Raw genomic sequence first — 15,920 nt, 5'->3', positions numbered from 1 at the left:
ACGGTCAGGAGCAGAAGATGTCAGAAGAACACAGCTACGACTCCTCCAGTATCAAGGTGTTGCGAGGTCTGGACGCGGTGCGCAAGCGCCCGGGCATGTACATCGGCGATACCGATGATGGCACCGGTCTGCATCACATGGTCTTTGAAGTCGTCGATAACGCCATCGACGAAGCGTTGGCGGGGCATTGCACCGAGGTCAACGTGATCATCCATGCCGATGAGTCGATCACCGTTACCGACAACGGTCGTGGCATTCCTGTCGATATCCATGAAGAGGAAGGCGTTTCTGCTGCCGAAGTCATCATGACGGTGCTGCACGCCGGCGGGAAGTTCGATGACAACTCCTACAAGGTCTCCGGCGGTCTGCACGGCGTCGGCGTGTCCGTGGTCAATGCCCTGTCGCGCGAGCTGCGTCTGACCATCCGCCGCGACGGCAAGGTCTATGAGCAGGTCTACTGCCATGGCGAGCCGCAGTTCCCGCTGCGCGAAGTGGGTACCACCGCGGGTCGCGGCACCGAAGTCCGCTTCTTTCCCAGCGGCGAGACCTTCAACAACATCAAGTTCAGCTACGACATTCTGGCCAAGCGTCTGCGCGAGCTGTCCTTCCTGAATTCCGGCGTGCGCATCGTGCTCAGTGACGAGCGCAGCGAGCACCGGGAAATCTTTGAATACGAAGGCGGACTGGCGGCATTCGTCAGCTACCTGAACACCAACAAGACGCCGCTCAACAGCGTCTTCCACTTCATGGTGCCGCAGTCCGATGCCACCAACGGCATTGGCGTCGAAGTGGCGCTGCAGTGGAATGACAGCTACCAGGAAGCGGTGTACTGCTTCACCAACAACATCCCGCAGCGGGATGGCGGCACCCACCTGCAGGGCTTCCGCACGGCGCTGACACGTACCCTGAACAACTACGTGGAAAAGGAAGGTCTGCTGAAGAAGGAAAAGGTGGCCACCAGCGGCGAGGACATGCGTGAAGGCCTGACCGCCATCGTGTCGGTGAAGGTGCCGGATCCGAAGTTCTCCAGCCAGACCAAGGACAAGCTGGTGTCCTCGGAGGTCACCAACGTGGTTGCGGCCACCATGACCGAAAAGTTCGAGGAGTTCCTGCTCGAGAATCCGCAGGCGGGCAAGACCATCGTCAGCAAGATTCTGGATGCCGCGCGCGCCCGTGAGGCTGCGCGCAAGGCACGCGAAATGACCCGTCGCAAAGGCGCCCTGGACATCGCGGGCCTGCCCGGCAAGCTCGCCGATTGCCAGGAAAAGGACCCTGCCCTGTCCGAGCTTTACCTGGTGGAGGGTGACTCCGCCGGCGGCTCGGCCAAGCAGGGACGAAACCGCAAGATGCAGGCCATCCTGCCGCTCAAGGGCAAGATCCTCAACGTGGAGAAGGCGCGTTTCGACAAGATGCTGTCATCGGCCGAAGTGGGCACGCTGATCACCGCGCTGGGCTGCGGCATCGGCCGTGACGAGTACAACCCGGACAAGCTGCGCTACCACAAGATCATCATCATGACCGACGCCGACGTCGACGGTTCGCACATCCGCACGCTGCTGCTGACCTTCTTCTTCCGTCAGATGCCCGAGCTCATCGATCGCGGCTACATCTACATTGCCCAGCCGCCGCTGTACAAGGTCAAGAAGGGCAAGCAGGAGCAGTACCTCAAGGACGACGATGCCATGGAGACCTTCCTGACATCGGTTGCCGTGGATGGTGCCGAGCTGCGCGTCAATGCCGATGCCCCGGCGGTGTCGGGACTGGCGCTGGAAGCGCTGATCAACCAGTACCGCGACTTCCTGCATCTGCTGGACCGCCTCGGCCGACGTTACCCGGTGGTGTTCCTGGATCAGCTGCTGGGCATGCCGTCGCTGGCGCCCGATGACCTTGCCGACGCGTCCCGCGTTGCCGCCTGGGCTGCCCAGCTACAGCGCGTGCTGGATGTCGCTGCCGACCCCAGCCAGCGCTTCCTGGTGCAGGTCGTGGAAGACCCCGAGCACAACCGGCATCAGGTCCAGCTGGAGCTCATGGCTCACGGCGTGCCGTATACCTACCGGATCGGCCATGACTTCCTGGCGTCGGGCGAATATCGCCAGATCGACGCGCTGGCAAGAGCACTGGACGGCCTCATCGAAGTGGGGGCGCTGGTGCGTCGCGGCGAGCGCGAGCTGCAGGTCGACAACTTCCGTCAGGCCTACGCCTGGCTCATGCAGGAGTCGCGTCGCGGTCTCAACATCCAGCGCTACAAAGGCCTTGGCGAGATGAATCCGGACCAGCTCTGGGAGACCACCATGGACCCGGACTCGCGCCGCATGCTGCGCGTGACCGTAGAAGATGCCATCGGTGCCGACCTCATGTTCACCACGCTGATGGGTGATGCGGTAGAGCCGCGTCGCGAGTTCATCGAGAACAACGCCCTGCTGGTGACCAATCTCGACGTCTGAGGCTGACGCGGTTCATGTTTCACGTGAAACATGAACCGCAACGCCTGCTCTCCTCTCTCATGCCTCCTGTTCTAGTCCTCGCGCCCATGGAAGGGCTGACAGACGCCGCCATGCGCCATGTGCTGACGCAGATCAGCCACTACGACTGGTGTGTCTCCGAATTCCTGCGCATTACGGATCGCCTGCATCCGGCACGCAGCTTTCTCGCGCATTGCCCCGAGATGCAGACTGGCTGGCGAACAGCGGCGGGCACGCCGGTGCATCTGCAGCTGCTTGGCAGTGATGCCCAGGCGCTGGCCGAAAATGCCGCGCGCGCTGCCGAGCTCGGGGCGCCCGCGATTGATCTGAACTTCGGCTGTCCGGCACGTACCGTCAACCGGCATCGGGGCGGCGCAGCCCTGCTGGCGGAAACAGCGCTCGTCCATGAGCTGGTCAGCCAGGTGCGTCGTGCGGTGCCGGCCGACGTCCCGGTGAGCGCCAAGATTCGTCTTGGCATAGACAATGCCGATGCCCTGCTCGACAACGCAGCGGCGGTTCACGATGCCGGCGCGAGCTGGATCACCATTCATGCGCGCACGCGCGCGCAGGGTTATCGACCGCCTGTCGACTGGCTCGCCATAGGGCGTGTGCGCCAGCGCTACCCGGACTGGACTGTGATTGCCAATGGCGACATACGCAGTGCCGAGAGCCTCAGGCAATGTGTGGAAGAAAGCGGCTGTGCGCACTTCATGCTTGGCCGCGCGGCCGTCAGCGAGCCGGATCTCGTGCAGCGCCTGCGCCATCCGGAACAGAAGCCGCTGGGCTGGGCAGCGCTGGATGCCTGGCAGGCGTCCTTTCTTCGCAGCATGGAAGGTCCGGACCGGGGCTGTGTCGGTCGCTACAAGCAGTGGCTGGCGATGACCACGGCCGTCTATCCCGAAGCGGCGGCGCGCTTTCAGCAGATCAAACAGCTGCATTGTCGGGAAAGCATCCTGGCCCTGTGCCAATGAGTGCGGCCTGCGCTATGGTGCAGGGTGACAGCTTCCGGATTATCTCTCGCATGCGACGCTACGATGTCATTGTGCATGGCGCCACCGGCTTCACCGGCCGCCTGATTGCCCTCTATCTCTCGCGCCAGGGCCAGGCCCTGCGCTGGGCCATCAGCGGCCGCCGCAGCGATGCCCTGACACGCCTGCAGGCCGAATGCGAGCATGCCGGCGGACAGATACCGGACGTGCTGCTGGCGGACAACCAGCTGCCTGAAACCCTGCTGGCCCTGGCGCAGCAGACGCGCGTGCTGCTGTCAGCCGTGGGGCCGTATGCGCTGCACGGGGAACCGGTGGTGGCAGCCTGCATCGCCGGCGGAGCCGATTACGTCGACCTTGCGGGCGAGCCCGGCTTTGTCAGCGACCTGCTCGCCCGTCATGGTGCCGGCGCCCAGCGTGCCGGCCGCCGCATCGTGCCCTGCTGCGGCTTTGACAGCGTGCCGCATGACATGGGCGTCTACTTCACCTTGCGCCTGCTGCAGGACCGTCTTGGCAGCGAGCGCATGGCCAAGGCCAAGGTGGCTGTGGTCGGGCGCATCCAGGCGCGTGGACAGATCTCTGGCGGCACCTGGCAGTCGGCCCTGCACGCCTTTTCCAGGGCGGCAGCCGCCGCATCAGAGGCGGTTGAGGCCGCGCCGGGCAAGCGCAAGTCACGACGCAAGATCGAGCTCGTCAGTCAGCGTCCGCAGCGTGTGGAGGGTGGCTGGGCCCTGCCCTTGCCGACCATAGACCCGCAGGTGATTGCGCGTTCTGCGCAGAGCTACGGCTTCTATGGCCGCGAGTTCAGCTACAGCCATCAGCTGCTGGTACGCAGTGCGCCGAAAGCGCTGATGGCGGCTGCGGGTCTCGGCGGGGTATGGCTGGGCTCACGCCTGGAGTCGACCCGCCAGCTGCTCAGCCAGTGGAAGCGCAGTGGCGAAGGCCCGAATGTCCGCGAGCGTCAGCATCACTGGTTCCGCGTCGAGATCAGCGCGTCTGCTCGCCTCGGCATGCGGGAGCAGCATCACGTGCGCACGGTGCTCTGTGGCGGTGATCCGGGCTATGACGAAACTGCCCGCATGATCGGAGAGAGCGCCTTGTGCCTGGCGTTTGACGGCGAGCACCTGCCGGCCGCGTCGGGCGTGCTGACGCCAGCCCAGGCCATGGGTGACGCCCTGCTCGATCGCTTGCGCGGCAGCGGCCTCGCCTATCGCGAAGAGGCGCCCTAGGCCTCAGGCAGCTCTTCCTCCTGAACCGGCTTGTTCAGCCACTCCTGCCAGATCGCTGCCACCACGGCGAGTATCACTGGGCCGATGAACAGGCCGATCATGCCGAAGCTGGCCAATCCGCCAAGCACGCCGAACATGACCAGCAGGAAGGAGATCTGGGTGGCGCTGGAGATCACCAGCGGTCGCACGATGTTGTCCACCGAGCTCACCACCGCGGTGCCCCAGATGGCCAGTCCGACAGCGGCAATGGTGTCGCCGGAGACAAGCAGCCAGATAGCGACCGCGCCCCAGGCGAACGGCGTTCCGAAGGGAATCAGTGCAAACAGGGCCGTCACCACGGCGAGGAACACCGGGTTCGGTGCCCCGGCAACGGCATAGCCGATGCCGGCGAGCGCGCCTTGCGCCAGCGCCGTCAGCACGATGCCGAACACCACGGCACGGGTCATGTTGGCCGCCGCGCCCAGGTAGCGCTCGCCATGGCCCGGCGCCGTGTGCGCCAGCGCGCTGCGAAGCTGGGCAATGATGCGAGGGCCGTCACGGTACAGGAAGAAGGCGCTGAGCAGCGTGAACAGCAGCTTGGCGATGTTCTTGCCGATGCCGCCGGCAAACGACTTCAGCTGCACGAAACTGACATCGACCACGCCGCGCAGATTGTCCTTGAGGATGGCCGGGTTCTCGTGCACCAGCACCCAGAGCCGCTGCATCTCGCTGGCCAGCCAGGGGTAATCGCTCGTCACCATCTCGGGAAGGTCCAGCGTGTCGCGCAGCAGGAATTCGCTGAGATGGGCGTAGATGATGCGTACCTCGGCCTGCAGCATGACCAGCAGCCAGGCCAGGGGGCCGACCATGAGCAGCATCAGCAGCGCAGTCATCAGGCCGGCCGCGACGTTTTCACGATGGCCGCACAGGCGCAGCAGATGGCGATACAGCGGCCAGGTGACGAACACCAGGATCGCAGCCCAGGCCAGAGGCACGAGGAACGGGCTCAGGATGCTGTAGGTCAGGTAGGTCAACGTAAACAGGCCTGCCAGCAGCGGCAGGCGCATCAGCGGTGTGGGTCGCACGGACATCAGGGGCTCCTGCAGCATGACCGGGAGCTGGGATGCTGCTCCTGCTGCAGCGTATCAGAAAGCCTTGCGAATCAGGCTGTCCGGCAGGTGCTTGAGAATGGGCATGAGCGGTGCCCATGGCCAGCGCGGTACCGTTGCCTCCTTGGCACGTCGTTCGATGGCGGCACAGATGCCCTCGGCGACCACCTCGGGTTTTGCCGCGAAGGGGTATTTCTCCATGTCGGGTGTCAGCTCGGTGATGACAAAGCCGGGATGAATCGTGGTGACATGGATGTTGCCCTTGCCCAGCTCGCAGCGCAGAGCCTGCAGGTAGTTGGTGAGCGCTGCCTTGGAGGCCGAGTAGGCGGCACTGCCGGGCAGGCCGATGAAGGCCGAGATCGACGAGATGCCGACCAGATGTCCGCGACCCTGCTGCTTGAAGATGGCCATGCCGGCATCAATGCAGGCGATGGCGCCCATCAGGTTGGTATCGAGGATGTCGCGATCAATGTCGATGCGGCCGTTGCCGGCACGTCGACGTCCGGTGCGACCGGCATTGGCGACGAGCAGGTCGAGTCCGCCCAGCGTGGCAGACAGCTCCAGCAGCACCGGATGCACGGCGGCGGTATCGCAGACATCGAGGTAGCGTACCTCGGTGCGGATGCCGAAGCGTTCGCGCAGCTGATCAGCCAGCGCCTGCAGGCGCTCGGTGCGGCGACCGGTCAGGCCGAGGTCATGGCCGCGACGTGCGAGGGATTCGGCCAGCGCGGCACCGATGCCGCTGCTGGCGCCAATGATGATGGCGGTTCTGGTCATGGAGTCGGCCTTGTTCTGGTGGAGATCAGCTGTCGTGAGCTGATGCTAGCACTGTTCGAATTGGCGCTGCGGAAATGAAAAAGGCCTCTGATCGGAGCGATCAGAGGCCTTTCGGCTTCAACGCAGACCTGAAGGCATCAGGCGAAGTTGAAGCGCGCCTTGTCCATCTGCATCAGCGACTTGGTCGGCTTCAGCATGGTTTCGGCATGGGCCTTGGCGCGCGGCAGCAGACGCTCGAAGTAGAACTCGGCGGTCTCGATCTTGGCCTGGTAGAACGCCGGTTCGTCGTTGCCGCCCTTCTCCAGCTTCTCGAAGGCAACGGCAGCCATCTGCGCCCAGAAGTACGCCAGTGCGGCATAGCCGGAGTACATGAGGAAGTCATGTGCTGCGGTGCCGACGACATCACGATCCTTGCGGGCCTGAAGCATGATGCGCACGGTCAGGTAGTTCCACTGGGTAGCGATCTTGGTCAGCTCCCAGACAAACGGACGCATCTGCTTGTTGCCGACGTGGTCACGGCAGAACTTGGCGATGTCGGCGGTGAAATCACGCACGGCCTTGCCCTTTGTCGAGAGCAGAACCTTGCGGCCGAGCAGGTCGAGGGCCTGGATGCCGGTGGTGCCTTCGTACAGGGTGGAAATGCGGGCATCACGAGCGATCTGCTCCATGCCGTGTTCCTTGATGTAGCCGTGGCCACCGAACACCTGCATGCCGAGGTTGGCGGCCTCGAGACCGAGCTCGGTCAGGCAGCCCTTGAGGATCGGGGTCAGGAAGCCCAGCTTGTCATCCCAGTAGTCGTAGGTTTCCTTGTCGCCGTTGGTAATGCCGACGGCCATGTTGTCGGCGTACTGGGCAGCGAAGTAGACCATGGCACGACCACCTTCAGCGATGGCCTTCTGGGTCAGCAGCATGCGCCGCACGTCACCGTGGTGGATCAGGGCGTCCGCTGCGAATTCCGGATCCTTCTTGCCCGACAGGGCGCGCATGGAGCGGCGTTCGAGGGCGTACGGCAGCGAGCCCTGGTAGGACTGCTCGGCGTGGGCCACGCCCTGGATGGCGGTGCCGATGCGGGCCGTGTTCATGAAGGTGAACATGCACTCCAGACCCTTGTTCGGCGGGCCGATCAGGAATGCAGTGGCGCCGTCGAAGTTCATCACGCAGGTGGCGGAGGCGCGGATACCCATCTTGTGCTCGATGGAGCCGGCGGCGACGGTGTTGCGTTCACCGAGGGTACCATCCGGATTGGCCAGGAACTTGGGCACGATGAACAGCGAGATGCCGCGGGTGCCGGCCGGTGCGTCCGGGAGGCGGGCCAGCACGATGTGCACGATGTTCTCGGACAGGTCGTGTTCGCCGGCGGAAATGAAGATCTTGGTGCCGGTCAGCTTGTAGCTGCCGTCAGCCTGCGCCTCGGCCTTGGTCTTGACCTGGCCGAGGTCGGTGCCGCACTGCGGCTCGGTGAGGCACATGGTGCCGGTCCAGCGACCTTCCACCAGCGGCGGCAGGTAGGTGGCTTTGTGCTCGTCGGTGCCGTGCAGCATGATGGTGTTGATGCAGCCGATGGACAGGCCCGGGTACATGGTGAACGACCAGTTGGCGGTACCCATCATTTCCGAACGGAACAGACCCATGGACATCGGCAGGCCCTGGCCGCCGAACTCGGTGGGATAGTTCAGGCCCTGCCAGCCGCCAGCGACGTACTGCTCGTAGGCTTCCTTGAAGCCGGCGGGCGTGCGCACTTCGCCGTTTTCGAAATGGCAGCCTTCCAGGTCGCCCGGCAGGTTGAGCGGAGCAAGCACGTTCTCGCAGAACTTGGCCGACTCGTCGAGGATGGCGTCGATCAGGTCCGGGCTGGCTTCTTCGCCGCCGGGCAGATTGGCGTAGTGCTTCGGGTAGTCGAAGACTTCGTTCATCAGGAAGCGCATGTCGCGCAGCGGAGCCTTGTAAGCGGGCATGGTCACACCTTTGTAGGTTATGGAATCAAGTCGGCGGCTTTTATACGAGGGTATGAGCCGTAGCGCATTGGCAGCAATGCGACAGGTCTCGGGCACGAGAGTAAATTGGACACATGTCCAAGCAGCAGTGACGGGTCTTCCTGTGAAGACCGGAAACTGCTGTCAGGATGTGTCACGGGCCCGGCCTGAGGGCACAGATTACGCTCCGCAGGCCGGCGTTGCTCAGTTTTGCGACAAATGGGAAATGTCGGCGACGCGCAGGAACAGGGTACGCAGCCAGGACAGCAGGCGCAGGCGGTTGGCACGCACCGCCGCATCCTCGGCCATCACCATGACCTCGTTGAAAAAGGCGTCCAGCACCTCTTTCAGGCCGGCGAGAATGCTCAGGGCCTGGCTGTAGTCGCCGCTGGCGAAGAGCGGCGCAACCTCGGCAGCACGACGCGAGATGGCATCGAAAAGAGCCTGCTCGGCACCTGGCTGCAGCAGGTTGCGCTCGATCTCGCCGCCGCTCACGGCTTCCTTGGCAAGGATGTTGGAAACGCGCTTGTGGGCGGCTGCCAGGGCGGAGGCTTCCGGCAAGAGCCGGAACTGCGCCACGGCCCGGACGCGGCGGTCGAAGTCGCGCGCCATCCTCGGACGGCAAGCCTGCACGGACTGGATGACGTCGACCGTGAAACCCTGCTCTTCGTACATGGCGCGATAGCGACCGAGCAGAAAATCGAAGACATCCGCTGCCGTGGTCGTGGACGTGAGCGCTGCGCCATGCTGCGCCGTGGCGGCCAGCACCAGCTGTTCGAGATCCAGTGCCAGCTCGCCTTCGATGAGGATGCGCAGCACGCCCAAGGCGGCTCGACGCAGGGCGTAGGGGTCTCTGGAGCCGGTCGGTGGCTGGCCGATGCCGAAGATGCCGGTCAGGGTGTCGAGCTTGTCAGCCAGCGCGACCGCCTGGCCAATGGCCTGGGTGGGCAGCACGTCACCGGCGAAGCGCGGCAGGTACTGCTCGTTGAGCGCGAGGGCGACGGGTTCGGGCAGGCCTTCGTGAAGGGCATAGTGATAGCCCGCGATGCCTTGCAGCTCGGGGAACTCGCTGACCATTTCCGAGGCCAGGTCGGATTTGCAGAGCGAGCCGGCCAGGCGAGCCTGGGCGACATCGGCACCGATCAGGCCGGCGATGTGGGCGGCCAGTGCCGAGACGCGTTCGGACTTGGCATGGACGGTGCCGAGCTGGGCCTGGAAAACCACGTTACGGAGGCGTTCGTTGCGTTCGGCCAGGGTGATCTTCTTGTCCTGCTGGAAGAAGAACTCGGCATCGGTGAGGCGCGGGCGCACCACCTTCTCGTTGCCGGCAATGATCTTCTCCGGGGCCGGCGAGTCGATGTTGGCGACGGTGATGAAGCGCGCCATCAGTCGGTTGTCGCCATCGACCAGGCAGAAATACTTCTGGTTGTCCTGCATGGTCGAGATCAGGGCTTCCTGGGGCACCGCGAGGAAGCGCGATTCGAAGCTGCACACCAGCGGCACCGGCCATTCGACCAGTGCGGTCACCTCGTCAAGCAGGGCCTCGGGCATCAGGGCCTGTCCGCCCTCGCCTGCAGCAAGCTCGGTGACACGGGCCCGGATGAGCTCGCGACGTTCGGAAAAATCGGCAATGACATGGGCCTGGCGCATGGCCGGCAGGTAGTCCGCCGCGCTGGCGATCTCGATCGCCTGCGGATGGTGGAAGCGGTGGCCGTGACTGATGCGGCCGCTGTCCAGTTCGAGCAGCGTTGCCGGTACCACGTCTTCGCCATAGAGCATGACCAGCCAGTGCATCGGTCGCACGAACTCGGCTCGGCTGCTGCCCCAGCGCATGCGCTTGGCAACGGGCAGATTCTTCAGCGCGGCATCGAGAATGCCGGGCAGCAGGCTTGCCGTCTGCTCGCCGCGAATCTCGCGGCGAAAGCGCAGCTTGTCGCCACTGCGATCCAGCTCGTCGATGCCGACACCGTTCTTGCGGGCAAAGCCGAGCGCGGCCTGGGTGGGCTGGCCGTCGGCGGTGAAGGCCGCCTGAACGGGCGGGCCATCGACACTGATGACGCGGTCAGGCTGCTGGGCAGCCAGCGCGCGAACCTGCACGGCGAGTCGGCGCGGTGCGGCGAACCAGGTCACGCCATCATGGCTGAGCCCGGCCTTGGTCAGGCCGTCGAGCACGCCATCGGCAAGGGCGCTGGAGAGGCCGGAAAGCGATTTCGGCGGCAGCTCCTCGCCACCGATCTCGAACAGAAAGTCGCGGGCGCTCATGCCTTGTTCTCCTGCGAGGCCGCCTGTGCGGCAAGTTGTGCCAGTACTTCGTCGCGCAGGGTGACCGGCGCCAGCGGAAAGCCGAGGGCGGCGCGCGATTCCAGATAGCTTTGCGCGATGGCGCGCGCCAGCGTGCGCACACGCAGGATGTAGCGCTGACGCTCGGTCACCGAGATGGCGCGGCGGGCATCGAGCAGATTGAAGGTGTGCGAGGCCTTGAGCACGAACTCGTAGGCAGGCAGCGGCAGCTTCAGGGCCATGATGCGGTTGGATTCGCTCTCGTAGAGATCGAACAGCTTGAACAGCTCCGGCACGTTGGCATGCTCGAAGTTGTAGGTCGACTGCTCGACCTCGTTCTGGTGGAAGACGTCGCCATAGGTGACCTTGCCGAACGGTCCGTCGGTCCAGACCAGGTCGTAGACCGAATCCACGCCCTGCAGGTACATGGCCAGGCGTTCCAGGCCGTAGGTGATCTCGCCGGTGACCGGGTAGCACTCGATGCCGCCGACCTGCTGGAAGTAGGTGAACTGGGTCACTTCCATGCCGTTCAGCCAGACCTCCCAGCCCAGACCCCAGGCGCCCAGCGTCGGCGATTCCCAGTTGTCCTCGACGAAGCGGATGTCATGCACGGTCGGGTCGACGCCGATGCGGCGCAGCGACTCCAGGTAGAGCTCCTGGATGTTGCTCGGGTTCGGCTTCAGCACGACCTGGAACTGGTAGTAGTGCTGCAGGCGGTTGGGGTTCTCGCCATAGCGGCCGTCGGCCGGGCGGCGCGAGGGCTGCACGTAGGCGGCATTCCAGGTCTCCGGACCGAGCGCGCGCAGAAAGGTGGCGGTATGGAAGGTGCCCGCCCCCATTTCCATGTCATAGGGCTGCAGCACCACGCAGCCCTGTTCGGCCCAGAAGTTCTGCAGCGCCAGGATCAGGCCCTGGAAGGTCTGAATCGGTTGCGCGGTCTGTGTCATGGTGAAGTCCTGTCGGAATGGTCCCGGCGCGTCGGATGCCCGTGCGGGCACCGGCAGCGTGAGCTCGGATCAAGCGCGAAATCATACCCGATTACGGCAACAACCCAAGCCTGTTCACGTGCAGGCGGCATCGTCTGCGGATGCCGGAAACGCCGAGGGGCCGGCATGGCCGACCCCTCGGGAGATGCAACCTGTGCCGTGACCGGGTCACGGCGACAGAGGCAGGTCAGATGCTGGTGACGTCCAGCACGACGTTGGTCTTGGCATTGACACGCACCAGCTGCTGACCAACCACGATGAGCTTGGTGTCCTTGGGCTGGGTGCCGAGGCCCTTGACCGACGTTGCGGAGACCACCTGTGCCGAGGCAGAGGCGCTGGCCGGGAGCTTGGCACCAATGACGATGTCAGCCTTGGCCTGGCCCTGAACACCCAGCGCGCTGCCGATGAGCTTGCCGGCGGTGGCTTGGCCGGCCTGCTTCAGGCTGACCTGCTTGGCCACGGCAGCACGATCGGAGAGGCTGATGCGGTCGGCGGTAGCCTGGCGGTAGCCGGCAGCGATCTTGGCCTGGCCGGTGACCTTGCTTTGAGCGGCTGCAGCCTTGGCCTGGCCGGCAGCCTTGGCCTGTTCGGCGTGGGCATGCGCTTCGGCTGCCTTGGCTTCGCCAGCGGCCTTGGCCTGGTCTGCACGTGCCTGGGCTTCCGCCTTGGCGCTGCTGGCGGCGCTCTGGCCTGCAGCCTTGGCGCTGTCAGCCACGCCCTTGCCGGTGGCCAGGGCGCCGAGACCGGCGTTGACGGCCGCATCGCGGGTCTTCTGGGCGGATTGCTGGGCATCGGTCTTCACCGACGCGTTGGCTTCGGCCTTGGCGCCGAAACCACCCACATTGACGCCGAGGCCGACATTGGCATCAGCAGCGTGGGCGGTGGAGGCCAGCAGGGTGGCGAGCAGGGTGGCGTGCAGCGGCAGGTGCTTCATCAGGGATCTCCTGGAATCGGTGTGTGGTCATCAAACGCTGAAGCGCTTGTGCAGTTGACAGAGTCGGGACGAGATTAATCAGTGTCCGGGCTTTGCCGTCAATGCCTGACCGTGAAAACGCACGCCTGACCAGCCGTGACGCATGAAGTTTCGTATGTTGCCGTGGTCACTGCCTTCCGGCGTGGCCAGTACCCGGCGGTAATGACGGCCGAAGCAGAGCAGCGTGTCTTGCTCGTCGAGACTGTTCAGCAGGGCAAAGGCAAGCAGACGGCATGAGCCTTCGTTCTGGCCGGCGGCATTGTGCAGCTCGCCGTTGTCGAAGGCCGTCGGGTGGTAGTCGTAGCGGGCCAGGATGCTGTCCTGCACGTCCTCGAAGTCCAGCAGTTCGCGGCGCAGTCCGGCCAGCAGGGTTTCGGTGCTCATGATCAACGGCCTCCGGGTACGACACGACAGTGAACAGACGCAGGCGCAAGACACGGCGTGCATCATGCGCTGCTGACATGCACGACAGTATATAGGGCGTCAGGCAATGTTCGGCATTTGTTCTGTCCGTTCAGTCACGGTTGACATAAAATGCGACCTTCGTGGTATGTCACGCCGACACAACGCATAACAGGTGAGAACACACATGAGCATCGATCAGGCCGAGCTTCAGCTCTTCCGCGACAACGTCAAGCGCTTCCTCGAGAACGAGATCCAGCCGCACTACGAGCAGTGGGAAAAGGATTCGTGGATGCCGCGCGAGATCTGGAACCTGCTTGGCGACAACGGCCTGCTCTGTGTTGACCAGCCCGAGCAGTATGGCGGTGTTGGCGTTCCCTTCCAGTATTCCATGGTGATTCTCGACGAGATGTCCAAGATGGGTCTGGCCTCGCTGGCCACCGGTGTCAGCGTGCACTCGGACATCTGCGCACCGTACATCGAGCACCTGGCCACCGATGCCGTGAAGGCTGAATGGCTGCCCAAGCTGGCGTCCGGTGCCGCGGTTGCCGCCATCGGCATGTCCGAGCCGGGCGCCGGCTCCGACCTGGCTGCCATCCGCACCACCGCCGTGCGTGACGGTGATGTCTACGTGGTGAACGGTTCCAAGACCTTCATCTCCAACGGCCAGCACGCCGACGTCGTGGTGATGGCGGTGAAGACAGATGTCAGCGCCGGCGCCAAGGGCGTTTCGCTGCTGCTCATCGACACCAGCCTGCCCGGCTTCCAGAAAGGCAAGAAGCTGGAGAAGATGGGTCTGCATTCGCAGGACACCTCCGAGCTGTTCATGGACAACGTCCGTGTCCCGGCAGAATGCCTGCTCGGTCAGGAGGGCAAGGGCTTTGCCTACATGATGAACGAGCTGCCGCGCGAGCGTCTGAACATCGCCGTGATCGGTGTCGCCGCCTCCGAGGGCACCCTGGAGCGCACCATCCAGTACGTGCAGGACCGCAAGGCCTTCGGCAAGCCGCTGTCCCAGCTGCAGAACACCCGTTTCACCCTGGCCACCTGCAAGACCGATATCCTGGCTGCCCGCGCGTTCGTCAACAACTGCATTGACCTGCATGCCGAAGGCAAGCTGGACATCCCGACCGGTGCCGCGGTCAAGCTCTATGCCACCGAGCTGCAGGGCCGTGTCGCTGACGCCTGCCTGCAGATGCATGGCGGTTACGGCTACATGCTCGAGTACCCGGTTGCCCGCGCCTACATCGATGCCCGCATCCAGCGCATCTACGGCGGTGCCAGCGAGATCATGAAGGAAGTGGTCGCACGCGAGATCCTCGGCCGCTGAGTCGAGGCGGATCGTGTGAAAAGGCCGGGCAATGCCCGGCCTTTTCATGTGTCCGTTTGTCGCCCTGCCCGGTGTCGTGCGCCTGACCGGCGCATAATCCCGGGCATCACAACCGGTGAGGACGGCAACATGGGTATTTTCGACGAAGTGAGCTCGCTGCTCGGCAATGCCGCAGGTGGCCAGGGCGCTCAGGGCGTGCTGGCTGCGGTGCAGGGGCTGATTGGCGACAGTGGCGGACTGCAGGGCCTGGCACAGAAGCTTCAGGAAGGCGGTCTTGGCGAGCAGCTGAAGTCGTGGCTGGGCAACGGTCAGAATCTGCCCGTCAGCGCCGAGCAGATTCAGCAGGTGCTGGGCAGTTCGCAGATCGCGGCACTGGCCGGCAAGTTCGGCATCGATCCGCAGCAGGCGGCGGCACAGATTGCCGAGTTTCTTCCCGGCATCATCGACAAGCTGTCGCCCAATGGTCAGCTGCCCCAGGGCGGTGACGTGCTGAGCCAGGGTATCGATCTGCTCAAGGGGTTTCTCGGCGGCAGATGAGAGGCCGCGCCGGCTCAGCCGACGGACGGGTCCGGCGCCTTCGCCATCTCGCCAGTGCCGGTCGTGCCATGGCCGGCGAGGTAGCTGCGCAGGATGCGCTGCTCGACGTTCACGCGCTCGTTGATGGGAGTCGGCAGCTGCAGGTGCAGCTCGATCTGCTTGTGATCGCTGAGCACCATGCGCACCCGCGGTACCAGTGCCGGGGCGCCAAGGCCGTAGCTGCGCTGCAGCTCGCGGGCATGGCGCACCAGATCCTTGCTGTACTGGCTGACTTCTTCGCGGGCCGCCGCCAGCAGGCGCGACTCTGCCGCCTGCCAGTCATCGTCACGGCGGATGTTCACGTGCACGGTGTGAATGACATAGCGTCCCAGCGTGCTTTCGTTGAACAGCGGCTGCATCAGCAGCAGGCTGTTGGGAAACGTCACCACGCGTCCGACCGTGCCCTTGTGCGCGGTGGCCTGGTTGGATTCGATCAGCGTGGTCGACAGCATGTCGGAATCGATCACCTGGCCCTTGAGGCCGTTTATCTCGATGCGATCACCGATGGCGTAGGCATTGGTGCTGGCGCGGTACAGCGCACCCAGCAGGCACAGGATCATTTCGCGGGTGGCCAGAACCAGGGCAGCGGCAAAGGCCACCATGGAGACCGCCACCGTCTCGATTTCGCTGGCCCAGATCAGCGCCATGCCGAGCATGAAGATGATCAGGATGACGTTGCGCAGGCTGACCAGCCAGCGCCGCTTCATCTCTGGCTCGAGCGCCTCGCGCCTGAGAATGGCGCGGCGCAGCAGCATGCGCACGCCCATCAGCACCAGAAAGAAGGCCAGTGATGCCAGCAGGTCGCGGATGAGGGCGGCATCGATGAAGTCGGGCAGCAGCGCTGGCAGCGTCATGGCA

Annotated in this window: 13 protein-coding genes; 5 read left to right on the top strand and 8 right to left on the bottom strand. The window is 64.4% G+C overall.

The genetic code is table 11. The annotated features are described in order from the left end of the window. The first annotated feature begins 17 nt into the window (after positions 1 to 17). The 3 genes from gyrB to F595_RS0102035 are packed head-to-tail and all read left to right on the top strand — an operon-like array spanning position 18 to position 4,677. On the top strand, positions 18 to 2,444 hold the full coding sequence (gene gyrB, locus F595_RS0102045; protein ID WP_022955207.1) for a DNA topoisomerase (ATP-hydrolyzing) subunit B: 2,427 nt from the start codon (positions 18 to 20) through the stop codon (positions 2,442 to 2,444). Between the two features lie 14 nt (positions 2,445 to 2,458). Then, positions 2,459 to 3,433 (top strand): tRNA dihydrouridine synthase, encoded by a 975-nt coding sequence (locus F595_RS0102040; protein ID WP_322782709.1) that lies wholly within the window; start codon positions 2,459 to 2,461, stop codon positions 3,431 to 3,433. A gap of 50 nt (positions 3,434 to 3,483) precedes the next feature. Further along, the gene (locus F595_RS0102035; protein WP_040567939.1) at positions 3,484 to 4,677 is read left to right on the top strand and encodes a saccharopine dehydrogenase family protein; all 1,194 of its coding nucleotides are present in this window, start codon (positions 3,484 to 3,486) and stop codon (positions 4,675 to 4,677) included. On the opposite strand, the gene F595_RS12300 is transcribed toward F595_RS0102035, so the two are convergent. The 7 genes from F595_RS12300 to F595_RS0102000 all read right to left on the bottom strand — a co-directional run bounded on the left by F595_RS12300 (position 4,674) and on the right by F595_RS0102000 (position 13,141). Then, on the bottom strand, positions 4,674 to 5,747 hold the full coding sequence (locus tag F595_RS12300) for an AI-2E family transporter (protein ID WP_040568020.1): 1,074 nt from the start codon (positions 5,745 to 5,747) through the stop codon (positions 4,674 to 4,676). The genes F595_RS0102035 and F595_RS12300 overlap by 4 nt on opposite strands. A 54-nt stretch (positions 5,748 to 5,801) precedes the next feature. Next, positions 5,802 to 6,542 (bottom strand): SDR family NAD(P)-dependent oxidoreductase, encoded by a 741-nt coding sequence (locus F595_RS0102025; protein WP_022955203.1) that lies wholly within the window; start codon positions 6,540 to 6,542, stop codon positions 5,802 to 5,804. A gap of 137 nt (positions 6,543 to 6,679) precedes the next feature. Beyond that, entirely contained in the window at positions 6,680 to 8,497 is a 1,818-nt protein-coding gene (locus tag F595_RS0102020) for an acyl-CoA dehydrogenase C-terminal domain-containing protein (protein WP_022955202.1), read from the bottom strand. A gap of 222 nt (positions 8,498 to 8,719) precedes the next feature. Next, positions 8,720 to 10,777 carry a glycine--tRNA ligase subunit beta gene (gene glyS, locus F595_RS0102015; RefSeq protein WP_022955201.1) on the bottom strand — a complete coding sequence of 686 codons (2,058 nt, stop codon included), beginning with the start codon at positions 10,775 to 10,777 and terminating at the stop codon, positions 8,720 to 8,722. After that, complete coding sequence (gene glyQ, locus F595_RS0102010; RefSeq protein ID WP_022955200.1) at positions 10,774 to 11,742, bottom strand: glycine--tRNA ligase subunit alpha; 969 nt, start codon at positions 11,740 to 11,742, stop codon at positions 10,774 to 10,776. The genes glyS and glyQ overlap by 4 nt, the downstream gene beginning before the upstream one ends. Positions 11,743 to 11,968: 226 nt before the next feature. Continuing rightward, on the bottom strand, positions 11,969 to 12,715 hold the full coding sequence (locus F595_RS12295) for a hypothetical protein (RefSeq protein WP_022955199.1): 747 nt from the start codon (positions 12,713 to 12,715) through the stop codon (positions 11,969 to 11,971). Between the two features lie 78 nt (positions 12,716 to 12,793). Then, positions 12,794 to 13,141, bottom strand: coding sequence for a HopJ type III effector protein (locus F595_RS0102000; protein WP_407635942.1), 348 nt, complete (start codon positions 13,139 to 13,141; stop codon positions 12,794 to 12,796). Between the two features lie 202 nt (positions 13,142 to 13,343). Here F595_RS0102000 and F595_RS0101995 point away from each other — a divergent pair, with 202 nt between their 5' ends. Both F595_RS0101995 and F595_RS0101990 read left to right on the top strand, forming a co-directional pair. Continuing rightward, positions 13,344 to 14,486 carry an acyl-CoA dehydrogenase family protein gene (locus tag F595_RS0101995; RefSeq protein WP_022955197.1) on the top strand — a complete coding sequence of 381 codons (1,143 nt, stop codon included), beginning with the start codon at positions 13,344 to 13,346 and terminating at the stop codon, positions 14,484 to 14,486. A 129-nt stretch (positions 14,487 to 14,615) separates the two neighbouring features. Then, the gene (locus F595_RS0101990) at positions 14,616 to 15,023 is read left to right on the top strand and encodes a YidB family protein (RefSeq protein WP_022955196.1); all 408 of its coding nucleotides are present in this window, start codon (positions 14,616 to 14,618) and stop codon (positions 15,021 to 15,023) included. 14 nt (positions 15,024 to 15,037) lie between these two features. On the opposite strand, the gene F595_RS12290 is transcribed toward F595_RS0101990, so the two are convergent. Then, positions 15,038 to 15,916, bottom strand: coding sequence for a mechanosensitive ion channel family protein (locus F595_RS12290; RefSeq protein ID WP_022955195.1), 879 nt, complete (start codon positions 15,914 to 15,916; stop codon positions 15,038 to 15,040). Positions 15,917 to 15,920 lie beyond the last annotated feature (4 nt).

This window comes from Perlucidibaca piscinae DSM 21586, assembly GCF_000420045.1.
GTDB classification, from domain to species: domain Bacteria; phylum Pseudomonadota; class Gammaproteobacteria; order Pseudomonadales; family Moraxellaceae; genus Perlucidibaca; species Perlucidibaca piscinae.
This window is presented reverse-complemented; position numbering and strand designations above follow the sequence as displayed.